21 protein-coding genes and 2 tRNA genes are annotated in these 21,516 nt (G+C 70.0%); 13 read left to right on the forward strand and 10 right to left on the reverse strand.

The annotated features are described in order from the left end of the window. Positions 1–5 precede the first annotated feature (5 nt). From BV907_RS02175 to rpmH, 7 genes are all read right to left on the reverse strand, one after another. Positions 6–881, reverse strand: a complete 876-nt coding sequence (locus tag BV907_RS02175) for a ParA family protein (RefSeq protein ID WP_139346586.1) — start codon at positions 879–881, stop codon at positions 6–8. A gap of 247 nt (positions 882–1,128) precedes the next feature. Beyond that, on the reverse strand, positions 1,129–1,836 hold the full coding sequence (gene rsmG, locus BV907_RS02180) for a 16S rRNA (guanine(527)-N(7))-methyltransferase RsmG (RefSeq protein WP_175637332.1): 708 nt from the start codon (positions 1,834–1,836) through the stop codon (positions 1,129–1,131). A 4-nt stretch (positions 1,837–1,840) separates the two neighbouring features. Further along, the gene (locus BV907_RS02185; protein ID WP_077488022.1) at positions 1,841–2,383 is read right to left on the reverse strand and encodes a Jag family protein; all 543 of its coding nucleotides are present in this window, start codon (positions 2,381–2,383) and stop codon (positions 1,841–1,843) included. Next, a complete protein-coding gene (yidC, locus tag BV907_RS02190) occupies positions 2,380–3,345 on the reverse strand; it encodes a membrane protein insertase YidC (protein WP_077488023.1) in 966 nt (321 codons plus the stop codon). Before yidC ends, BV907_RS02185 begins: the two co-directional genes overlap by 4 nt. A gap of 9 nt (positions 3,346–3,354) precedes the next feature. Beyond that, positions 3,355–3,774 carry a membrane protein insertion efficiency factor YidD gene (gene yidD / locus BV907_RS02195; RefSeq protein ID WP_077488024.1) on the reverse strand — a complete coding sequence of 140 codons (420 nt, stop codon included), beginning with the start codon at positions 3,772–3,774 and terminating at the stop codon, positions 3,355–3,357. Continuing rightward, complete coding sequence (rnpA, locus tag BV907_RS02200) at positions 3,761–4,156, reverse strand: ribonuclease P protein component (protein ID WP_077488025.1); 396 nt, start codon at positions 4,154–4,156, stop codon at positions 3,761–3,763. Before rnpA ends, yidD begins: the two co-directional genes overlap by 14 nt. A 46-nt stretch (positions 4,157–4,202) precedes the next feature. After that, positions 4,203–4,340 (reverse strand): 50S ribosomal protein L34, encoded by a 138-nt coding sequence (gene rpmH, locus BV907_RS02205; RefSeq protein ID WP_077488375.1) that lies wholly within the window; start codon positions 4,338–4,340, stop codon positions 4,203–4,205. Between the two features lie 570 nt (positions 4,341–4,910). Between rpmH and dnaA the strand changes: the two genes are divergently transcribed. From dnaA to BV907_RS02260, 12 genes are all read left to right on the forward strand, one after another. Beyond that, positions 4,911–6,323 carry a chromosomal replication initiator protein DnaA gene (gene dnaA, locus BV907_RS02210; protein ID WP_077488026.1) on the forward strand — a complete coding sequence of 471 codons (1,413 nt, stop codon included), beginning with the start codon at positions 4,911–4,913 and terminating at the stop codon, positions 6,321–6,323. 627 nt (positions 6,324–6,950) lie between these two features. Continuing rightward, complete coding sequence (dnaN, locus tag BV907_RS02215; protein WP_077488027.1) at positions 6,951–8,075, forward strand: DNA polymerase III subunit beta; 1,125 nt, start codon at positions 6,951–6,953, stop codon at positions 8,073–8,075. Between the two features lie 61 nt (positions 8,076–8,136). Further along, positions 8,137–9,021, forward strand: coding sequence for a phosphogluconate dehydrogenase (NAD(+)-dependent, decarboxylating) (gene gnd, locus BV907_RS02220; RefSeq protein WP_077488028.1), 885 nt, complete (start codon positions 8,137–8,139; stop codon positions 9,019–9,021). 16 nt (positions 9,022–9,037) lie between these two features. Beyond that, a complete protein-coding gene (recF, locus tag BV907_RS02225; RefSeq protein WP_077488029.1) occupies positions 9,038–10,324 on the forward strand; it encodes a DNA replication/repair protein RecF in 1,287 nt (428 codons plus the stop codon). 1 nt (position 10,325) lies between these two features. Beyond that, entirely contained in the window at positions 10,326–10,946 is a 621-nt protein-coding gene (locus BV907_RS02230) for a DciA family protein (protein ID WP_077488030.1), read from the forward strand. Positions 10,947–11,200: 254 nt separating this feature from the next. Next, entirely contained in the window at positions 11,201–13,258 is a 2,058-nt protein-coding gene (gene gyrB / locus BV907_RS02235) for a DNA topoisomerase (ATP-hydrolyzing) subunit B (protein ID WP_175637357.1), read from the forward strand. A gap of 44 nt (positions 13,259–13,302) precedes the next feature. Further along, on the forward strand, positions 13,303–15,972 hold the full coding sequence (gene gyrA, locus BV907_RS02240; protein WP_077488032.1) for a DNA gyrase subunit A: 2,670 nt from the start codon (positions 13,303–13,305) through the stop codon (positions 15,970–15,972). Beyond that, positions 15,969–16,577 carry a DUF3566 domain-containing protein gene (locus BV907_RS02245; RefSeq protein WP_077488033.1) on the forward strand — a complete coding sequence of 203 codons (609 nt, stop codon included), beginning with the start codon at positions 15,969–15,971 and terminating at the stop codon, positions 16,575–16,577. The genes gyrA and BV907_RS02245 overlap by 4 nt, the downstream gene beginning before the upstream one ends. Positions 16,578–16,641: 64 nt before the next feature. After that, positions 16,642–16,715 (forward strand) — tRNA-Ile (locus tag BV907_RS02250). Between the two features lie 31 nt (positions 16,716–16,746). Further along, a complete protein-coding gene (locus BV907_RS19065; protein WP_217697873.1) occupies positions 16,747–16,866 on the forward strand; it encodes a DLW-39 family protein in 120 nt (39 codons plus the stop codon). A gap of 24 nt (positions 16,867–16,890) precedes the next feature. Continuing rightward, positions 16,891–16,963 (forward strand) — tRNA-Ala (locus BV907_RS02255). Positions 16,964–17,248: 285 nt separating this feature from the next. Then, positions 17,249–18,154, forward strand: coding sequence for a DMT family transporter (locus BV907_RS02260; RefSeq protein ID WP_077488034.1), 906 nt, complete (start codon positions 17,249–17,251; stop codon positions 18,152–18,154). A 37-nt stretch (positions 18,155–18,191) separates the two neighbouring features. Here the strand turns inward: BV907_RS02260 and BV907_RS02265 are convergent, their stop codons facing one another. The 3 genes from BV907_RS02265 to BV907_RS02275 form a co-directional block, all read right to left on the reverse strand. After that, the gene (locus tag BV907_RS02265) at positions 18,192–18,554 is read right to left on the reverse strand and encodes a putative immunity protein (RefSeq protein WP_077488035.1); all 363 of its coding nucleotides are present in this window, start codon (positions 18,552–18,554) and stop codon (positions 18,192–18,194) included. A 26-nt stretch (positions 18,555–18,580) separates the two neighbouring features. Next, a complete protein-coding gene (locus BV907_RS02270; RefSeq protein ID WP_077488036.1) occupies positions 18,581–19,450 on the reverse strand; it encodes a glycosyltransferase family 2 protein in 870 nt (289 codons plus the stop codon). Positions 19,451–19,607: 157 nt separating this feature from the next. Continuing rightward, positions 19,608–20,786, reverse strand: coding sequence for a hypothetical protein (locus BV907_RS02275; protein ID WP_139346565.1), 1,179 nt, complete (start codon positions 20,784–20,786; stop codon positions 19,608–19,610). Between the two features lie 164 nt (positions 20,787–20,950). On the opposite strand from BV907_RS02275, the gene BV907_RS02280 reads away from it, so the two are divergent. Then, positions 20,951–21,496, forward strand: a complete 546-nt coding sequence (locus BV907_RS02280; protein ID WP_077488037.1) for a peptidylprolyl isomerase — start codon at positions 20,951–20,953, stop codon at positions 21,494–21,496. Positions 21,497–21,516: the final 20 nt, after the last annotated feature.

Genomic DNA, 21,516 nt, shown 5'->3' on the forward strand with positions numbered 1-21,516 from the left:
CTCCGTCAGCGCTCTGCGATCTCCGCCGCGGCCTCGAGGTATGAGAGCGCGCCCGTCGACGACGGATCGTAGGTCATGACGGTCTGCTGGTAGCTCGGCGCCTCCGAGATCCTCACAGACCGGGGAACCACCGCCTCGAGGACCTGCTGCGGGAAGTGCTCCCGTACCTCGGCAGCGACCTGCGCCGCGAGGTTGGTCCGGCCGTCGTACATCGTCAGGAGGATCGTCGAGACACGCAGATCCGAGTTGAGGTGCTTCTGGATCATCTCGATGTTCTTCAGCAGCTGGCTCAGCCCCTCGAGCGCGTAGTACTCGCACTGGATCGGTATTAGGACCTCGGTCGCCGCGCAGAACGCGTTGACCGTGAGCAGCCCCAGGCTGGGCGGGCAGTCGATGAAGATGTAGTCGAGGCGCGGCTGGCCCTCGGCCTCGCGCTTCTTTGCGTAGTTTTCGATGGCCCGGCGCAGACGCTGCTCGCGGGCCACGAGAGAGACCAGCTCGATCTCCGCGCCCGCAAGGTGGATGGTCGCGGGAGCGCACTCGAGATTGGCCACATCGGGGCACGGCCCCACAACGTCAGCCAGGGCGACGTCGTTGATGAGCACGTCGTAGATGCTCTCGACATCCGCGTGGTGCTCGATGCCCAGGGCCGTAGAAGCATTGCCCTGCGGGTCGATGTCGATGACGAGCACGTTGAGGCCCGCGGAGGCCAGGGCCGCGGCGATGTTGACGGTTGTCGTCGTCTTGCCCACGCCGCCCTTCTGGTTGGAGACCGTGAACACCCGGGTCTCCTCGGGCCGGGGAAGCTCGCGGTCGCGGAGACGCTCGCGCCGCCGTGCCTCGTTTGCGAGCTGGCTCGCGATCGGGCTGCCGTCATCCATCGCGTCGAGCACCGTGACTCCCCTCGGATTGGTTGTTTCACGTGAAACGGAACCAGCCTGATCAATCGCGGAAGGTTGAGCACCCAGACCGGCGCCCCCGAAGACCGCCGAGCGCGCAGAGCCGAGTGTCAGAAATGGGGGAATCCTCTGGGCTGGCGTCTCGCCATTGCTCACTGTTCACTCACTCTCGCCTTGCGTCGGATGCCTCCCTCTAGACTACCGGCTGACGCCGCCCCCTCCGGGGAGCCTAGGCCGGTCCGACGGCGACGCGGACAACCGTCGTCGGCTCGTCCAGGAGCCCGTCGCCGACCGTGTGCACCTCGGCGGAATGCCCCTTGTACTTCTTGAGCGCCTTGGTCGCCTTCTGGACCTCGTCGGCAGCGCTGCGGCCCTTGATGGCCACGAGCGAGCCCTCCCCGCCGAGCAGCGGAAGGGTGATGGGGATGAGGGTCGAGAGGGCGGAAACGGCCCGCGCGGTGACGAAGTCGACGTCGACCTCACCCACCGCCTGCTCGGCGCGCCCGCGCAGCACGCGCACGTTCCCGAGCTCGAGGTCCGCAATGACCTCCTCGAGCCACGCCACGCGCCGCTCGAGCGGCTCGATGAGCGTCAGGGACAGATCCGGACGTGCGATGGCGAGGCACAGCCCGGGCAGTCCGGCCCCGCTGCCGACGTCCGCAACCGAGGCGCCCTCGGGGAACTCGGACTCGACGACGGCGCAGTTCAGGACGTGCCGGCTCCACAGCCGGGGAACCTCGCGCGGGCCGATGAGGCCGCGCTCGAGGCCGGACGTCGCGAGATGCCCGACGTAGCGGCGCGCGACGTCGAGCCGGTCGCCGAAGAGGCGCTCGGCCGCGGCCAGCTCGGCTCCGGCAAGATCCGGCACCCCGGCGGCGGCTCCGCGTCCGGCGGCGTCGTCCGTGTCGCCCGGGTGCGCGCGGTGAGGCTCCCCCATCACGTCAGCCGGCCGAGACGACGATGTGCCGCTGGGCGCCCTCGCCCTCGGACTCGCTGACGAAGCCGAGGTCCGCGACGGCGTCGTGGACGATCTTGCGCTCGTAGGAGCTCATCGGCTCAAGGTGGACCGGGCCCTTGCCGGCCTTGACCTCGGCGACGGCGTTCTCGGCGATCTCCTGGAGGGCCGTGGACCGCTCACCCCGGTAGCCGTTGATGTCGAGGACAAGCCGCGAGCGGTACCCCGTGGACGCGAGGACAGAGAGCCGCGTGAGCTCCTGCAGGGCCTCGAGGACTTCGCCGTCCTGGCCCACGAGGGCGTCGAGCCCCTCGGCCGATTCCTCGGCAACGACGGAAAGGTAGGAGCGGCCGTTGCGGACCTCGATGTCGATGTCGCCGTCGATGTCGGCGATGTCGAGGAGCTCCTCGAGGTAGTCGGCCGCGACATCGCCCTCCTCCTCGAGGCGGTTGATCGGCGTCTGGCGCGCGGACTCGTCCTCGGGCTCGGTGCCCTCGCTGGCGTTCACGGCGGTGCTCTCGGAGGTCATGCCTTCTTCCTTCTGTTCTTCCTCTGCGGCTGCTGGCGCTGCGTCTTCGGGGCCGGCGGGGCCGGGATCTCCTCGGGCTTCAGGGCCTTGCCGGTGGTGACGTCGATGGGGGCCAGGCCCTTGGCGGCCCGGCGCTCGTTGAGGGCCTTGGCTGCGGGCGAACCCGGGGCGGGCATGCGGCGGATCACGTAGAACTGCTGGCCCATGGTCCAGAGGTTGCTGATGGTCCAGTAGATGAGGACACCGATGGGGAAGTTGATGCCGCCCACGCCGAAGACGAGCGGGAGGATGTAGAGCAGGATCTTCTGCTGGCGCATGAAGGGGCTGGCCATGGCCTCTTCGGACATGTTCTTGGCCATGATCTGCTTCTGCGTGATGAACTGCGAGGCGGTCATCGCGATGATCATCAGGATGGACAGCACGGCCACGGCCACGGCGTCCCCGCCGCCGCCGTGCAGGAGCGAGGCCGAGAGGGGGGCGCCGAAGATGCTCGAGGCGTCGAACTGGACGACCTGATCGTGGCTCATGGCGCCGATGCCGGTGTTGTTCTTGTTCGCGTTGCTGATGCCCGAGAGGACCTGGAAGAGCGCGAAGAAGAAGGGCATCTGGATGAGCATGGGCAGGCACGCGGAGAACGGGTTGGTGCCGTGCTTCTTGTACAGGGACATCTGCTCCTGCGCCATGGCCTGGCGCGAGAGCTGGTCGGTCTTGCCCTTGTACTTGGCCTGCAGCTTCTGGAGGTCCGGCTGCAGGAGCTGCATGCCGCGCTGGGCCTTGATCTGCTTGACGAAGACCGGGATGAGGGCCGCGCGGATGACGATCACAAGCCCGATGATCGACAGCGTCCACGTCCATCCGGAGGCCTCCGGGAGGCCCAGGAACGTCAGCCCGTCGTGGAAGGCCACCATGATGAAGGAGACCAGCCACTGGAACGGGAACATGATTGTCCCGAAGAAGTCCATCAGTTTTCCCTACATTCCTCGTGTCGTCGCGGCCGAGTCGTTGCCGTTGTCCGGCCCGTCTGTCCAGTAGCGGTCCGGGTGGTTGAGCACCACGATCCGCGGGACCCGGTCCTCGGGCCAGTGGCGGTGGCCCTCGGGCACCGGGTCGAGTCCCCCGGAGTTCCAGGGATGGCAGCGCAGCAGGCGCCGTGCCGCCAGATACGATCCTCGCACAGCCCCGTGGACTGTGATCGCCTCGAGCGCATAGGCCGAGCACGAGGGGAAGAACCGGCAGACCTGCCCGTAGAGCGGCGAGACCACGGCCCGGTAGGCGATGAGGAGCAGGATGATGAGGCGCTGCGGAAGCGTCCACACGGCGCGGACGACGGCGGACGCCCGCCCGGGTGCGCCGTCGCGCCCGGGCGGGCGGCCCGCCTCAGCGCTCGTCATGTGCCGTCGCCTCCTGTCCCGTGTCGCCAGCGGTTCCCCTGGCCCTGAGGCGCTTGAGGGCGCCGCCGAAGGCCGACTCGTAGTCCCGGCTGAGCTCCTCCCAGGGCGCCTGGGCCGACGCCGGGAGGGCACGCACGACGACGTCGACGCCCGCCGGGTGCCGGCGGAGCGACGAGGCTGCCGCCTCCCTCAGCCTCCTCTTAACGAGGTTGCGGGTGACAGCGTTCCCCACGGACTTGGAGACGATGAAGCCGAAGCGCGAGGGACGCCCCGGCGAATCCACGGCATACAGCACGACGTTCCGGCGCCCTTGGCGGACGCCGGAACGTACGGTGTGCGTGAAATCGGCGCCGGAACGCAGACGGTGGGGCGCGGCGAGCATGTGCCTACTCCGCGCTAGCCTGCGGCCGGGCCTGCAGTCTCAGCGCTCAGGCCGACAGTGCGGTGCGGCCCTTGGAACGGCGGGCGGCCAGGATGGCACGGCCGGCGCGGGTGCGCATACGAAGGCGGAAGCCGTGCTTCTTGGCACGACGGCGGTTATTCGGCTGAAAAGTCCGCTTGCTCACGGTCTCACTCCAGTGGATCCAGAGCGCCTGCCGGATGACGGATGTGCTGGCGGACGCTGCGTATTCGGGGCCTGCCGCCCCGTCGCGCCTCATGCCGTCCGCCGCCGCGCTCCCGGCCACGGGGCCGGGCTCGAGAGGGCGTCCGTGGGCATGCGACAGGACAGTAGGCAGACACAAAGGACTTAACGACGTTAGGGCACGCGCGGCGGCGGCGTCAATTCGGGAGGGTGCGCGAAGGAGGGGCGACGAGGCCGGCCGCGTGTCCCCAGCTGTGTCCAATCGCACCCACAGCCCTGTGGACAGCGCGTCCGCGCGGGCCGGCGAGAGAACCACAACAGTGTAATTCATGACCGCCCTCTTCCCAGTTATCTTCTGGGTTGTCCCATCAACTAGGCTGTCCGAGTGCTCACTGTCCACTCCTGTGGGTATCCCTGTGGACGGGCGGAGGCCAAGAAGCGGCCCCGGCGCCGCCGTCGGGCCCCTGCCAGGCACACGAAGCACAGCGTCACACACAGTCATCGGCGCAGAGCACGGCCAACGGCAAGAACCGACCAGCAGCAAGAGGAGTCCATGGGCACTGAGGAAGCCAACGAGGCCAACACGCTTGGCAGTTCGTGGCGCCGTGTCGTCCGACTCCTCGAGGAGGACGAGCGCGTCTCGCCCCGCCAGCGCGGCTTCGTCTCGCTCGCCCAGGCGCAGGGCCTCATCGGCTCGACGCTGCTCGTCGCCGTCCCCAACGAACTGACCCGCGAGGTCCTCCAGGGCCAGATCAAGCCCGCGCTCGACGACGCCCTGCGCTCGGTCTTCTCCGAGGACATCCGCTGCGCGATCGACGTCGACACCGACCTCGTGCCCGTGCGCGAGGAGACGTTCGAGCCCGTCAAGCGGCCCGAGATCCGCGAGGACCTGCGCCCCGCGCCGACGCCGCCGAGCACCTCGCAGGAGGTCAGCCGGCTCAACCCCAAGTACGTGTTCGACACGTTCGTGATCGGCGCGTCCAACCGCTTCGCGCACGCGGCCGCCGTCGCCGTCGCCGAGGCGCCGGCCAAGGCGTACAACCCGCTCTTCATCTACGGGGACTCGGGTCTGGGCAAGACCCACCTGCTGCACGCGATCGGGCACTACGCGCGCCGGCTCTACAACGGCATCCGGGTCCGCTACGTGAACTCGGAGGAGTTCACGAACGACTTCATCAACTCGATCCGCGACGACGAGGGCACGAGCTTCAAGACCACGTACCGCAACGTGGACCTGCTCCTGATCGACGACATCCAGTTCCTCGCGGGCCGCAACGCGACCCAGGAGGAGTTCTTCCACACGTTCAACGCCCTGCACAACAGCAACAAGCAGGTCGTCATCACCTCGGACCAGCCGCCCAAGATGCTGCACGGCTTCGAGGACCGCATGAAGTCGCGCTTCGAGTGGGGCCTCCTGACGGACATCCAGCCTCCCGAGCTCGAGACCCGCATCGCGATCCTCCGCAAGAAGGCCAACAGCGACGGGCTCTCGGCGCCGGATGACGCGCTCGAGTACATCGCGTCCCGCATCTCGGCGAACATCCGCGAGCTCGAGGGCGCCCTCATCCGCGTCACGGCGTTCGCGAGCCTCAACAAGCAGCCGGTCGACGTGGGCCTCGCCGAGATGGTCCTGAAGGACCTCATCTCGGACGACTCCGCCCTCGAGATCACGGCGGAGCAGATCCTCGCGGAGACCGCGGCCTACTTCAAGCTCACGGTCGAGGAGCTCAACAGCAAGTCCCGCACCCGCACGCTCGTCACGGCGCGGCAGATCGCGATGTACCTGTGCCGCGAGCTGACCGACATGTCCCTGCCGAAGATCGGCCAGGTCCTCGGCGGCCGCGACCACACGACCGTAATCCACGCGGACCGCAAGATCCGCGAGCTCATGGCCGAGCGCCGCGCGATCTACAACCAGGTCACCGAGCTGACGAACAAGATCAAGCAGGCCCAGCGGAACACCTGAGCCGACGCCCGCAGCAGGGCCGACGGCGGGTGTGGGCAGGGGACGAAAGCACGAGTCCCCGCGCACCCGCACCTTATTAACAGCCAGTTGTGGACAAGCCTGTGGACGGTTAAGTGCACATCGGCCGTCCAGGGGCTTAAAACCCCCTCGGCGGCTGTGGAGACCACGAATGACACGAACCCTGCCCTCCACAGCCGGGCCCCTACTCGTCCGCAGCCGATCAACACGCCGTGAACACCCTGCATCCGCGCCAGCGCTGGTCGCGAGGCGGTTTTCCACAGTTTCCACAGCAGTTATTAACACCACGAATCCCAAGAAATCCGAGGATCCCTGAACAACAGTCACCCTCCGGGCCCGCAGCACGCCACCCTGGCTCCATGACCGAACCACAGCGCGACCGCAACGGGCCCGGCCGTGCCGGCCGCCCGCCGTCGTCCGCCATCCCCGGCCCCTCGCCCTCCCCAGACCAGCCGTTGAACTCGTCTCGGCACATGGGGCTAAGCTGTGGTCAGCGTTCCGGGGACTCCTTCCTCTGACTTCATGTGATTTCCTGTGATTCCCGGACCGCGGCCTGCACCGCGCCCCCGGGCGCCTCGAGAAGACTGCGATGAAAGGCGGATCACCTCCGTGAAGTTCCGAGTCGAACGGGATGTCCTCACCGAGGCCGTCAGCTGGGCGGCCCGCTCGCTCTCCCCGCGGCCGCCCGTCCCCGTCCTCGCTGGCCTCCTGCTCAAGGCGCACGACGGCGTCGTGAGCCTCTCGAGCTTCGACTACGAGACCTCGGCTCGCCTCGAAATCCCCGCGGAGATCGTCCAGGAGGGCACAATCCTGGTCTCCGGCCGCCTCCTCGCGGACATCTGCCGCAGCCTCCCGGCCGCGCCCGTCGACGTCGAGACCGACGGCACCAAGGTCACGCTCACGTGCCGCCGCAGCTCGTTCCACCTCGCGACCATGCCCGAGGGCGAGTACCCGGCCCTCCCCGAACTGCCGCCCATCACCGGCGCCGTCTCGGGAGACGCGTTCGCCAAGGCAGTCGCCCAGGTGATCATCGCCGCGAGCAAGGACGACACGCTCCCGATCCTGACCGGCGTGCGCATGGAGATCGAGCACGACCTCATCACGCTCCTAGCCACCGACCGCTACCGCCTCGCGATGCGCGAGCTGCCGTGGTCCCCGGCCAACCCCAGCACCTCGACGGCGGCGCTCGTCAAGGCGAAGACGCTCAACGAGGTCGCCAAGACGCTCGGCGGCGCGGGGAGCCTCAACGTCGCCCTCGCCGAGGACGAGAGCCACCTCATCGGCTTCGAGAGCGGCGGGAGGACGACCACGTCGCTCCTCGTCGACGGCGACTACCCCAAGATCCGCTCGCTGTTCCCGGATTCGACGCCGATCCACGCCGTCGTCGCGACGCAGGAGCTCGTCGAGGCCGTAAGGCGCGTGTCCCTCGTGGCCGAGCGCAACACCCCGGTCCGGCTCGCGTTCACCGACGGGCTCGTGGCCCTCGACGCCGGAACGGGCGAGGATGCCCAGGCGTCCGAGGAGCTCGAGGCCAAGCTCACCGGCGAGGAGATCACGGTCGCGTTCAACCCGCACTACCTCATCGAGGGCCTGAGCGTCATCGAGACGCCATTCGTGCGCTTCTCCTTCACGAGCGCCCCCAAGCCGGCCATGATCACGGCCCAGCGCGAGCTCGACGGCGACGACGAGGTCGACTACCGCTACCTCGTCATGCCCGTGCGCCTCCCCAACTGACCCCCGCGCCGGGCCGCGCAGCCCCCGGCTGCTCCTGAGAACCGAGAACGGAGCCATCCACGTGCACATCGGACTGATCGGCCTCGGCAAGATGGGCTTCAACATGCGCGAGCGCCTGCGGCTCGGCGGCGTCGAGGTCACCGGCTATGACCGCAACCCGGACGTCACCGACGTGGCCTCGATCGACGATCTCATCGCCTCACTCCCCGCGCCGCGGACGGTGTGGGTCATGGTCCCCGCCGGCGAGATCACGGACCGGGTCATCGGCGAGCTCGGCGAGAGGCTCTCGGCCGGGGACCTCGTGATCGACGGCGGGAACTCGCGCTTCACCGAGGACCAGCGGCACGCGGCCCAGCTCGCGGCGAAGGGCATCCGCTTCGTGGACTGCGGCGTCTCGGGCGGCGTGTGGGGCCTGCAGAACGGCTATGGCCTCATGGCCGGCGGCGACGCAGCGGACGTCGAGCGCGCGATGCCGCTCTTCGACGCACTGCGCCCCGGGGGCGATCGGGCCGACAGCTTCGTGCACGCCGGCGCCACCGGTGCGGGGCACTACGCCAAGATGGTCCACAACGGGATCGAGTACGGGCTCATGCAGTCCTACGCAGAGGGATACCAGCTGCTCGCGTCGAAGGACATCATCACCGACCTCCCGGGCACCTTCCGGGCATGGCAGAAGGGCACCGTGGTCCGCTCGTGGCTCCTGGACCTCCTGGTCAAGGCCCTCGAGGAGGATCCGGGCCTTGCCAACATCGACGACTACGTCGAGGACTCCGGCGAGGGCCGGTGGACCGTCGAGGCGGCGATCGCGAACGCGATCCCCGCCCCGGCGATCACCGCCGCGCTCTTCGCCCGCTTCGAGTCCCGCGAGGACTCCTCCCCCGCCATGAAGATGGTCTCCGCGCTGCGCCACCAATTCGGCGGCCACGCGACGCGGCCAGCCACCTAGTCCCCAGCTCTGCCCGGTGTACGTCGACCGCCTCTCCCTCACGGACTTCCGCAGCTACGAGCAGCTGGACCTCGAGCTCTCCCCCGGCGCCACCGTGCTCGTCGGGCCCAACGGCGTGGGCAAGACGAACCTCGTCGAGGCCCTCGGGATGCTCTCGACCCTGAGCTCGCACCGCGTCAGCTCGGATGCCCCGCTCGTGCGCTTCGGGGCCGAGCGCGCGCTCGTGAGGGCCTCGTTCGTGCGCGGCGCGCAGCGCTCGATGCTCGAGCTCGAGGTCGCACCCGGCCGGGCGAACCGGGCCAGGATCAACCGGGGCAACCCGGTGCGGGCGCGGGATCTCCTGGGCATCGCCCGCACGGTCCTCTTCGCGCCCGAGGACCTCGCGCTCGTCAAGGGCGACCCGTCCGCGCGCCGCCGCTTCCTCGACGAGCTGCTCACCGTCCTCCTCCCGCACCATGCCGGGACCCGTGCCGACTACGACCGCGTGCTCAAGCAGCGCAACGCCCTGCTCAAGAGCGCCCGCGCCGCGCGCTTCTCGCGCCGTTCCCCGGCGCCGGACCCGAGCGGGGCCACGGTCGAATCGACCCTCGACGTGTGGGACGCGCACCTCGCTCAGGCCGGCGCGCGGCTGTTGCATGCCCGGCTCGAGCTCGTCGACCGGCTCGTGCCGCACCTCGACGCCGCGTACGCCCAGCTCACCGACGGCTCGAAGGTCGCCGGCGCTGTGTACCGCTCGAGCGTCGAGGGTTCCGTCCCGGAGTCCGACGGCGAGGACTTCCCAGCGATGGACGGCGGCGGCGACGCTCAGGACGGCGGCGAGTCGCCCGCCGTCGTGCGCGACGGCGACGCTGCACCCGGGCTGGCCGGCCTCGGCGTGGCCGAGATCGCCGAGCGGTTCCTCGCTGCGCTTGCCCAGGCCCGGCAGCGCGAGCTCGAGCGCGGCCTCACGCTCGTGGGCCCGCACCGGGACGAGCTCGAGCTGACCCTCGGGGACGCCCCCGCCAAGGGTTTCGCCTCGCATGGGGAGACCTGGTCGTTCGCCCTGGCCCTGCGTCTGGCCGCCTACTACGTCATGATCGACGACTCCGCCGTGGCCGGGGACGAGCCGATCCTCATCCTCGACGACGTCTTCGCCGAGCTCGACGCCGCGCGGCGGGCCCGGCTCGCGGCCATCGTGGCCAAGGCCGAGCAGGTGCTCGTCACGGCCGCCGTGGACGAGGACGTCCCGGCCGAGCTCGCGGGCCGGCGCGTGCGCGTCGTGCCCGGCGCGCTCGCCCCCCTGGTCCCCGGGGAGGATGCCTGACATGGCGGCGGGCGAGGAGGTCCCCGCGGCCCCGAGGACGCCGGGCCCCCGGGCCGGGATCGACTCTGCCGGGGTCGACTCTGCCGGGGTCGACTCTTCACGGGCCGACTCTGGCGAGATCGATGCCGCCCGCGCCGCGCTGAACCGCGCCCGCGACGCGGCCCAGGCCCGCGGCGAGGTGCGCGTGCGCGTGAGCGGGCCGCTCGTGCGGGACCCCAACGCCCCCGCACCCCCGCGCCGCGCCCGCCCCGCCGAGGGCTACAGCGGGCGGGACCCGCTCGGGCTCGGGAGCGTCGTGAACCGGATGGTCGCCGAGCGCGGCTGGTCCTCCCCCGTGGCGGTCGGCTCTGTCATGTCCCGGTGGCGCGAGCTCGTGGGCGACGACATCGCCGCGCACTGCACGCCCGAGAGCTTCGAGGGCACCGTGCTGCGGGTCAGGTGCGACTCGACCGCGTGGGCCACCCAGCTGCGGCTCATGAGCACGGCGCTCCTGGACCGTTTCCGGCGCGAGCTGGGCGACGGCGTCGTCACCTCGCTCCACGTGCTCGGCCCCTCGGCGCCGAGCTGGCGCAAGGGAGCGCGGCACGTGCGCGGCCGCGGCCCCCGCGACACGTACGGGTGACCCCGGGTCGCGGGGAGGTGATCGGGTCGCAGGGAGGTGACCCCGGCAAATGGCGCGTGAGGCGCTCAGCGCCCCGGGAGGCACACTGCCCCTTGGGAAGGGCCCAGTTGGCGGCGCTGCGAGCCCTTCCCGGGCCTCCCAGAGGCATGCGGGGTGCCATTGTCCGGTCCAGCGCGCGGCAGCCGGTAGAATTGACCCGTTAAGCCATCCCAACAGAAGAGGGGTCGAGACCGCCTGTGGCTGACGAGAGTGCAGTGAACCCGACCGGTGAGCCGCGTGCCGACCAGACGGGGGCCCGCACGTCGGGACCGAAGGAATACGGGGCCAGCAGCATCACCGTGCTCGAGGGCCTCGAAGCCGTCCGCAAGCGCCCCGGCATGTACATCGGATCGACCGGGCCCCGCGGCCTCCACCACCTGGTGTACGAGGTCGTCGACAACTCGGTCGACGAGGCCCTGGCCGGGTACTGCGACCACATCCTGGTGACGCTCCAGGACGACGGCGGCGTGCGCGTCGAGGACAACGGCCGCGGCATCCCCGTCGACATCCACCCGACCGAGGGCAAGCCGACGGTCGAGGTCGTCATGACGATCCTGCACGCCGGCGGCAAGTTCGGCGGCGGCGGGTACGCCGTCTCCGGCGGTCTGCACGGCGTCGGCATCTCCGTGGTCAACGCGCTCTCGACCCGCGTCAACACCGAGGTCCGCCGCCAGGGGCACGCGTGGCGCATGTCCTTCCACGACGGCGGCAAGCCCGTGGGCGAGCTCGAGCGCGGCGAGGCCACCGACGCCACCGGCACGACCCAGACGTTCTACCCGGACCCGGCGATCTTCGACACCATCGAGTTCGACTTCGAGACCCTGCGCGCGCGCTTCCAGCAGATGGCCTTCCTCAACAAGGGCCTGCGCATCACGCTCGCCGACGAGCGCCGCGGCGAGGAGGAGGAGACCGAGCTCGCGGGCGACGAACCCAAGGCCGAGCGCGAGGGCAGCGGCGGCGGGTCGAACCGCCGCGTCGTCGACTACAAGTACGACGACGGCCTGCTCGACTACGTCAAGCACCTCAACTCCTCGAAGAAGACGGAGGTCGTCCACGAGGAGGTCATGGCCTTCGAGAGCGAGGACACCGAGAAGAAGATCTCGGTCGAGATCGCGATGCAGTGGACCACGGCCTACTCCGAGAGCGTCCACACCTACGCGAACACGATCAACACCCACGAGGGCGGCACGCACGAGGAGGGCTTCCGCGCGGCGCTGACGTCCCTCGTGAACCGGTACGCGCGCGAGAAGGCCATCCTCAAGGAGAAGGAGGAGAACCTCACGGGCGACGACATCCGCGAGGGCCTCACCGCCGTCATCAGCGTCAAGCTCGGCGAGCCGCAGTTCGAGGGCCAGACGAAGACCAAGCTCGGCAACTCCGAGGTCAAGGGCTTCGTCCAGCGCGTCGTCACCGACCAACTCGGCGACTGGCTCGAGCGCAACCCGGGCCCCGCGCGGGACGTGATCCGCAAGGCCATCCAGGCCTCGCAGGCCCGCATGGCCGCGCGCAAGGCACGGGACAACGCACGCCGCAAGAGCCCGCTCGAGTCGTTCGGCATGCCCGGCAAGCTCTCCGACTGCTCGAGCAAGGACCCCTCGCGCTGCGAGGTCTACCTCGTCGAGGGCGACTCGGCCGGCGGCTCGGCCAAGCGCGGCCGCAACCCCGAGACCCAGGCGATCCTGCCGCTGCGCGGCAAGATCCTGAACGTCGAGCGGGCGCGCCTGGACAAGGCGCTCGGCAACGCCGAGGTCCAGTCGATGATCACCGCGTTCGGCACGGGCATCGGCGAGGACTTCGACATCGCCAAGCTGAGGTACCACAAGATCGTGCTCATGGCCGATGCCGACGTCGACGGCCAGCACATCACGACCCTCCTCATGACGCTGCTCTTCCGGTACATGCGCCCGCTCATCGAGCACGGCTACGTGTACCTCGCCCAGCCCCCGCTGTACCGCATCAAGTGGTCCAACCATGCGCACGACTACGTGTTCAGCGACCGGGAGCGGGACGAGACCATCCAAGTCGGCGTCGCCAAGGGCCAGCGGCTGCCGAAGGAGAACGGCATCCAGCGCTACAAGGGCCTCGGCGAGATGGACTACACCGAGCTGTGGGACACGACCATGGACCCGGACCGGCGCACTCTGCTGCAGGTGACGATGGAGGACGCCGCGGCCGCGGACCAGACGTTCTCCGTCCTGATGGGCGACGACGTCGAATCGCGCCGCCACTTCATCCAGCAGAACGCCAAGGACGTCCGGTTCCTGGACATCTGAGCCCGCGCCCGAGAGCTGCCCGAGAGTAACCAAGGAGAGAATCTGTGAGCGACGAGACTCCCGAGACCCCCGGGACCCCGGACGCCGAGGGTGCCGGCTTCCCCGCCGAAGGCACCGTGATCGACCGCGTCGAGCAGGTCGACCTGCAGACGGAGATGCAGCGGTCCTACCTCGACTACGCGATGGCCGTCATCGTCGGTCGCGCGCTGCCCGACGTGCGCGACGGCCTCAAGCCCGTGCACCGCCGCGTCCTGTACGCGATGTACGACGGCGGGTACCGCCCCGACCGTGCGTTCAACAAGTGCGCGCGCGTCGTCGGCGACGTCATGGGCACGTACCACCCGCACGGCGACATGGCGATCTACGACGCCCTAGTGCGGCTCATCCAGGACTGGACGATGCGCTACCCGCTCGCCCTCGGCCAGGGCAACTTCGGCTCCCCCGGCAACGACGGCGCGGCGGCACCCCGGTACACCGAGACCAAGATGGCCCAGCTGGCCATGGAGATGGTCCGGGACATCGACGAGGAGACCGTCGACTTCCAGGACAACTACGACGGGAAGAACCAGGAGCCGACGATCCTGCCGGCCCGCTTCCCGAACCTGCTCGTCAACGGCTCCTCGGGCATCGCCGTCGGCATGGCCACGAACATCCCGCCGCACAACCTGCGCGAGGTGGCCGACGGCGTCCAGTGGTACCTCGACAACCCCGAGGCGAGCCGCGAGGAGCTCCTCGAGGCGCTCCTGCAGCGCATCAAGGGCCCGGACTTCCCCACGGGGGCGACGATCCTGGGCCACAAGGGCATCGAGGACGCCTACCGCACTGGCCGCGGCTCGGTCACGATGCGCGCCGTGGTCAACGTCGAGGAGCTCCAGGGCCGCACGTGCCTCGTCGTCACGGAGCTGCCCTACCAGGCGAACCCGGACAACCTCGCGGTCAAGATCGCCGAGCTCGTGAAGGACGGCAAGATCTCCGGCATCGCCGACCTGCGCGACGAGACCTCGGGCCGTACCGGCCAGCGTCTCGTGATCGTGCTCAAGCGCGACGCCGTCGCGAAGGTCGTGCTCAACAACCTCTACAAGCACACGCAGCTGCAGGAGAACTTCGCGGCGAACATGCTCGCGATCGTCGACGGCGTGCCGCGCACCCTCTCGCTCGACGCGTTCGTGCGCCATTGGGTCACCCACCAGATCGACGTCATCGTCCGCCGCACGCGGTTCCGGCTGCGCAAGGCCGAGGAGGAGATCCACATCCTCCGCGGCCTGCTCAAGGCCCTCGACATGCTCGATGAGGTCATCGCCCTCATCCGCCGCTCGCCCACCGTGGAGGAGGCACGCGACGGGCTCATGGCCCTGCTCGAGATCGACGAGGTCCAGGCCCGCGCGATCCTGGACATGCAGCTGCGCCGCCTGGCGGCCCTCGAGCGGCAGAAGATCCAAGACCGCAACGACGAGCTCGAGGCGATGATCACGGAGTACAACGCGATCCTCGCCGACCCGGTGCGCCAGCGGCAGATCATCTCCGAGGAGCTCTCGGGGATCGTCGAGAAGCATGGCGACGACCGCCGCACCCAGATCCTGCGCGGCTTCGACGGGGACATGAGCGTCGAGGACCTCATCCCCGAGGAGGAGGTGGTCGTCACCATCACCCGCGGCGGCTACGTCAAGCGCACCCGCTCCGACCAGTACCGCCAGCAGGTGCGCGGCGGCAAGGGCGTGCGGGGGGCGCAGCTGCGGGGGGACGACGTCGTCGAGCACTTCTTCGTGACGACGACGCACCACTGGCTCCTGTTCTTCACGAACCTCGGCCGCGTGTACCGCGCCAAGGCGTACGAGCTCGCCGAGGGCGGTCGCGACTCGAAGGGCCAGCACGTGGCGAACCTGCTCGCGTTCCAGCCCGATGAGCGGATTGCCCAGGTCCTCGACCTGCGCGACTACGAGCAGGCTCCGTACCTTGTGCTCGCGACCAAGGCGGGGCTCGTGAAGAAGACCCGGCTCGAGGACTACGACACGAACCGCTCCGCCGGCGTCATCGCGATCAACCTGCGCGAGGGCGACGAGCTCGTCTCGGCGCAGCTCGTGAGCGAGGAGGACGACCTCCTGCTCGTCTCGCGGCACGGCCAGTCGGTGCGCTTCCGCGCGGACGACGACGCGCTGCGCCCCATGGGCCGCGCGACGAGCGGCGTCACCGGCATGAAGTTCAGGGACGACGACGAGCTGCTCGCCGCGGACGTCATCGCCGAGGGCTCCTACGTCTTCATCGTCACGGAGGGCGGCTACGCGAAGCGGACCTCGATCGAGGAGTACCGCATCCAGGGCCGTGGCGGCCTCGGCATCAAGGTCGGCAAGTACCAGGAGGAGCGCGGCCACCTCGTCGGGGCGCTCATCGTCCAGGAGGAGGACGAGGTCCTCGTCGTGATGGAGGGCGGCAAGGTTGTCCGCTCCGCCGTGGCCGGTGTCCCGGCGAAGGGCCGCGACACGATGGGCGTCATCTTCGCCAAGCCGGACAAGGGCGACCGCATCATCGCCGTCGCGAAGAACATCGAGCGAACGCTCGGCGAGGAGGGCGCCGAAGAGGGCACCGAGGAGTCCCCCGAGGCAGGCACCGTGACGGCCGCCGGGAGTCCGGACGGTGAAACGCCGGTGCCTGAGCAGGACCCCGATGCCGTAACGTTGGCTGGAGACCGAGACCAGACCCCCGGAGGTAACGAGTGAGCACGCCCGAGAACTCGCCGTCGGCTGGCGGCGGCTATCCGCAGGCGGCGCCCCCGTCGCGCCCCCCGCAGCGGCCGGCCGCCCCGCCGTCGAACGCCCCGGGCTACTCCCCCGGCCAGCGTCCCGCCGAGCGCCCGCTCACGGCGGCCGCGGCGCAGCGCGCCGCGGCCCCCCAGCGCCCCGCCCAGCCGGGGCAGCGCCCGGGACAGGCCGGGCTCGTGCGCCCGGCGCCCAAGGCCAAGCAGCGGCGCGCGCGCCTGCTCGTGAGCAAGGTCGACCCGTGGAGCGTCCTGAAGATGGCGTTCCTGCTGTCGGTCGCGCTCGGCATCGTCACGGTCGTCGCGTCGATCGTGCTGTGGACCGTCCTCGACGTCACCGGCATCTTCGACCGCGTCAACGGGCTCCTCGGCGAGGTGGCCGGCTCCGAGGGGGGCGGGTTCGACCTCAAGAAGGTCGCCTCGCTCGGCCAGGTCGCGTCCTTCGCGACGATCATCGCCGTCGTGAACGTCGTCCTGCTCACGGCCCTCGCGATGCTCACCGCGGTGCTCTACAACATCGCCGCGACCCTCGTGGGCGGCATCGGCGTGACCCTCACCGACGACTGAGGGCGGATTTGGCCCCGGGCCGAGGTGTGCTGTAGAGTCATATCTCGGCCCGAGGGCCACGTGAGGGCGTATAGCTCAGGCGGTTAGAGCGCTTCGCTGATAACGAAGAGGTCCCAGGTTCAAGTCCTGGTACGCCCACGGAACCCTGTTTTCCGCATCGGAGGTGCCCGTGAAGAAGCTGATTGCACTTGCAGTCGCTGCTGTCGCGGGCGCCTTCCTGTTTCGGAAGGCGAAGGAGTCCGAGGCCCAGAAGCAGGTCTGGAGCGGCTCGACCGACCCGGTCGAGTAGCACGGACCGCAGGGCCCGCCCCTCGGGGGCATGGCGCAATTGGTAGCGCACCTGCTTTGCAAGCAGGGGGTTAGGGGTTCGAGTCCCCTTGCCTCCACCGAGAGAACACCCCCGGCCACCTGGCCGGGGGTGTTCTGCTGTCCGGACGCGTGCGGGGCCTTCCGTCCCTCGGGGCGGGAGGAGTCTCGGGTACGGATCTGGACGCGGAAATCGGGTTTCGGGTACACGGACGGCGCCAGCCGCTGTACCCGGAATCCGCATTTGGCGACGAGATACGTACCCGAATCGGGGGGCTGCGGCGTCGCCCTCGCCCCAGCAGCTGCCCGACGTCGCCTTCTCCTCCCGTATCAGGAGGGACGGCGCGACGTCATAGGGTGGTCCGGTGACCCTCTTCATCACGGCGTTTGGCGTGCTCGGCGTGTCCGCCTCCGGGCCGCTCATCGCGGCGACTCTGGGCGCGACCTCCGTGACCGCGCTCGCGATCGCGTTCTGGCGCAACGCGATCGCGGCCGTCGTCATGGCCGCTCCCGTCGCCGTCCGGAGCCCCGCCCAGTTCGGGCGACTGGGCCGCCGCGAGTACCTGTGGTCCGCCGTCGCGGGGGTCGCCCTGGCGTTTCACTTCGTGTGCTTCATCCTCTCGCTCACGCTGACCTCCGTCGCGGCGGCGACGGCGCTCGTGTGCCTCCAGTCGGGCTGGATCGCCGTCTTCTCGCTCGTGCGCGGGCGGCGCCTGCCCGGCACGGTGCTCGCCGGGCTCGGCCTCTCCTTCGTCGGGGTGCTCGCGATCACCGGCCTCGACCTCGGCTCCTCCCCCGAGGCGCTGCTCGGGGACATCCTCGCCGTCGCCGGCGGAGCCCTCGCCGCGCTCTACACGCTCGCGGGCTCTCAGGCGCGCCGGACCATGTCGACGGGTACCTACACGGCCCTGTGCTACGGCGTGTGCGCGGCGCTCGTGGCCTTCATGGCCATCGGCTCGGGCCAGCGCCTGACGGGTTTCGAGCCGTGGGGCTGGGCGGGGATCCTCGCCATCACCGTCGCGGCGCAGCTCGTGGGGCACACGGCCTTCAACCACCTCGTCGCGGTCATGAGCCCGCTCGTCGTGTCGATGTTCATCCTGCTCGAGATCCCCGGCGCCGCCCTGCTCGCGGCGGTGTTCCTCGGGGAGGTCCTGCCCGCCGGGACGTACGCGGGCCTCGGGCTCATCCTCGCCGGGCTCGCCGTCGTCGTCCTGGGGCAGCGCCGAACGCGACGCGGCGACGTCCCTGAGCCGGGGCTCGGCACGGACTGAGCGTGTTCGGTGCGCGCCGGGTGGGTTTCGGCCCGGCTCAACCAGCCGGGGGGAGGGCGTCGCCCGCCTCGCGCTCCGCGCGGTCCGCGTAGGACGCCGCGCGGCGGGCGTGGTCTGCGACGTGCGCCGTCGCCGCGGCGTGCTCCGCGGCCCGGGCCGCGGCGCGGGCGGCGGGCGAGATGGCCTCCTTCGACGCGTCGTGCGCGGCGAGGGCCGCGGCCCGTGCGAGGGGCACCTCGATCTCGCCCCGGATCCACGCGCGGGCGGCCTCGACGGCGCGCCGCGGCCGCACGTCGTCGTGCCTCTCCCGCTCGAACAGCGGCAGGACCCGCTCCGCGCACTCGGCAGCCCACAGCGCGAGCGCGTGGTGTTCGGCCTCGCTCTGCTGCCCGCCCGCCATGGTGCGCCTCCCTTGCTCCTGCCCGGCTACACGCCGCCGCGCTTGACCGGCGGCTGGTTCGCCGAGTGGATCGCGCGCAGGAGCTTGGCCGGATAGTACACCGAGAAGACCACCGCCATAGGGGCCTTGAGCGCGATCTTGCGGATATTGTGCGCCTTGTAGGTCCGGTCGAAGCGCTGCACGTAGTAGCGGTAGTCCTTGGGCGAGTCCTCGAGCCGGCGCGCGGACATGCCCGAGACCATCTCCGGGCAGTACTGGATGCGCAGCTCGTGCTCGGCCAGATGCAGGGACAGGTCGATGTCCTCGTGCATCTCGTCCTTCTCGTCCAGGCACGTCGAGTCCCGGATGGTCTCCCAGGCCGTGCGCCGGATGGCCATGTTCGAGCCGAAGAGGAAGTGGTACTGGTGCCGGGAGAGCTTGAGAAGGAGCTGACGGACCTTGTCGTCCGCCTTGAGCCCGAAGCGGCGCATGGGCATGTCGTAGTAGACCACCGGGCCCGTCGTGGCTTGGACGCTCGGGTCCGTGAACGCGCGCTGGACCTCCTCGACCCAGTCGGGCTCCAGGAGCGAGTCCGCGTCGATGCGGCCGATCACGTCCCCTGTGGCCGAGTCGAGCCCATAGTTGCGCGTCGGGATGAGGCCCTGCTCGCGGTTCTGGGTCAGGAGTCTGATCGGGGACTCAGGGTACTCCTGCGCGAGCTGGCGCACGATGTGGGCGGTCGAGTCCTTGGACAGGTTGTCGACGACGATGATCTCGTGCGCGGGCACCGACTGGTAGATGGCCGCCGTGACGCACTGGCGGATCACACTCTCCTCGTTGTACGCCGGGATGACGATCGAGACGCTCGGCAGAGGAGGCGCGCTCGTCGTCGGCTCGGAGGCGGGGTCGTCAGGCATCACGGTCAAATCTAGCAAAGGCGCCCCCCGCCGGCAGCGGGCCCGCGGGCTGTGGACGGGGCCCGGGGTGGCTCCGAGAAGCCGCGCTCTGAGTGCTGACACGGCTGAGGCCCCGCCAGCGGCGGGGCCTCAGCCGTGTGTGCGTCCGCTCCGAGCGTCAGGCGCCGGGCGTCCCCTCGCCGTTCTCACGGCGGGAAGCGGAGGCGATGTTACGCATGGCCGCGGAGGCGTCATTGGCCTTGTGCTTGCCGTCCCCCTTTGCGTCCTCCTCGGCCTCGTCGGCGGGCGTGGACTCTTCGACGTCTGGAAGGACGGCGTCAGTGGCCTGCGGCTCGGCCTCGAGGCTCGCGCCGGCGACCGCGGCGGACTCGTCGACGAGCGCCGTGTCCTCGCCCTCGCCCTCCGCGGCCCGGGCCGGGGAGTCCTCGAGCACGGCGGCCTGACCGGCGTCGAACGCCGCCTCGGCCTCGGCCTGGGCGACCGAGGATGCCTCGACCGAGGCCTCCTCGGCGGCCGCGTCCTTGTCGAGGGCGGCGGCCCCCGTCGCGGCGGCGGCGCCGGCGGCGCCGGCCGCTGCGCCCGAGGCGGGGACGGGCGACGGCGTGCCCGTGCCGGATGCGGTGTCGGACGGCGTGACGGGGGACGGGACCTTCCACGGATCCTCGACCGGCTTGGCAGCCTTCCACGCCGCGACGCCCGCCGCGACTGCGGCGGCGATCACTCCGAAGATGAGGAGGCCGCGGCCGCGCTTCCGCTTGGGGCGAGCGAGCTCGTCCGCTGCCGAGTGGACGGCGCGCTGAGCGGCGACGACGGCGTCCTTCGCCGCCGCATCCGCCTGGCGGACGATGCCAGACTCGGCGAGGCGATGGGCGACGTCATCGATCCGCGCCGGCGCGTGTGCGAGACCGCGGTTGACGGACTCGGCCGCGTGCGCGATGCCCTCGGAGATGCGGGGGATGTACTGATCCGCCGCGTCCTTGATGGCAGGAGCCGCCTTGTCGACCGCCTCGTGCAGGCGCGGCGCCGTGCTGTCCACGGCGTCGGTGATGCGCGGGGCCAGGTGTGCGAGACCGTCCTGGATCTTCGGTGTCACCGTCGCGACGCCCTCGGCGAGGTTGTGAGCCGCGCTCTTGAGCCCCTCCTGGATCTTCGGCGAAGCCGAGTCGAGGCTATGCTGCAGCCGCGGCACCGCCCAGCTGACGGCGGCGTCGACGCGGGGCTGCGCCCACTCCCTGGCGTTCTCCACGCCAGCGGCGACGCCGTGCTCGATGTCCCGGGCGACGTCACGCGCGATGGACTCCGTCGTGTTCAAGCTCTTCTCGAGTGGTTTCTTCACGGCTACCTCCGGATTCTCCCTGAACCAACGCCAGCCTACGTGGGGCGCGGCCCCGGGGCTACGGCAAAGCGCCCCCCGACACGCTCCTCTTACCCGATTTCACCGAGCGCGGAACACCGGGACTCCTCGGGAAGGGCTCAGCCGCCCGTGGAAGAATGTGGCCCATGAGCGCAAATGCAACCGCCAAGGCAACCATCCACACCAATCACGGCGACATCGTGGTCAACCTCTTCGGCAACCACGCGCCGAAGACGGTCAAGAACTTCGTGGGCCTCGCGACCGGCGAGCAGGCGTGGACGCACCCCGAGACGGGCGAGGACAAGTCCGGCACGCCGCTGTACAACGGCACGATCTTCCACCGCATCATCAAGGACTTCATGATCCAGGGCGGGGACCCGCTCGGGAAGGGAGTCGGCGGCCCCGGCTACCGCTTCGACGACGAGATCCACCCCGAGCTGACCTTCAAGGAGCCCTACAAGCTCGCGATGGCCAACGCCGGCATCCAGGGCGGCAAGGGCACGAACGGCTCGCAGTTCTTCATCACGACGGTCGACACGAGCTGGCTCTTCGGCAAGCACACGATCTTCGGCGAGGTGGCCGACGAGGACTCGAAGAAGGTCGTCGACACGATCGAGGGCGTTCGCACCGGCATGCAGGACCGCCCGGTCGAGGACGTCGTCATCTCCTCGATCGACGTCGAGCAGCTCTGACCCTCTCCTAGATCAAGAAC

Source organism: Sinomonas mesophila, from assembly GCF_001999765.1.
Taxonomy (GTDB): domain Bacteria; phylum Actinomycetota; class Actinomycetes; order Actinomycetales; family Micrococcaceae; genus Sinomonas; species Sinomonas mesophila.

Excerpts from the sequence above, each read along its gene's own strand:
- BV907_RS02185 (WP_077488022.1), bottom strand. The coding sequence starts at position 2,383 with ATGACCTCCGAGAGCACCGCCGTGAACGCCAGCGAGGGCACCGAGCCC.
- BV907_RS02270 (WP_077488036.1), bottom strand. The coding sequence starts at position 19,450 with ATGCCTGACGACCCCGCCTCCGAGCCGACGACGAGCGCGCCTCCTCTG.
- rsmG (WP_175637332.1), bottom strand. The coding sequence starts at position 1,836 with ATGGGGGAGCCTCACCGCGCGCACCCGGGCGACACGGACGACGCCGCC.
- BV907_RS02265 (WP_077488035.1), bottom strand. The coding sequence starts at position 18,554 with ATGGCGGGCGGGCAGCAGAGCGAGGCCGAACACCACGCGCTCGCGCTG.
- yidC (WP_077488023.1), bottom strand. The coding sequence starts at position 3,345 with ATGGACTTCTTCGGGACAATCATGTTCCCGTTCCAGTGGCTGGTCTCC.
- BV907_RS02280 (WP_077488037.1), top strand. The coding sequence starts at position 20,951 with ATGAGCGCAAATGCAACCGCCAAGGCAACCATCCACACCAATCACGGC.
- rnpA (WP_077488025.1), bottom strand. The coding sequence starts at position 4,156 with ATGCTCGCCGCGCCCCACCGTCTGCGTTCCGGCGCCGATTTCACGCAC.
- BV907_RS02230 (WP_077488030.1), top strand. The coding sequence starts at position 10,326 with ATGGCGGCGGGCGAGGAGGTCCCCGCGGCCCCGAGGACGCCGGGCCCC.
- yidD (WP_077488024.1), bottom strand. The coding sequence starts at position 3,774 with ATGACGAGCGCTGAGGCGGGCCGCCCGCCCGGGCGCGACGGCGCACCC.
- BV907_RS02175 (WP_139346586.1), bottom strand. The coding sequence starts at position 881 with ATGGATGACGGCAGCCCGATCGCGAGCCAGCTCGCAAACGAGGCACGG.
- dnaA (WP_077488026.1), top strand. The coding sequence starts at position 4,911 with ATGGGCACTGAGGAAGCCAACGAGGCCAACACGCTTGGCAGTTCGTGG.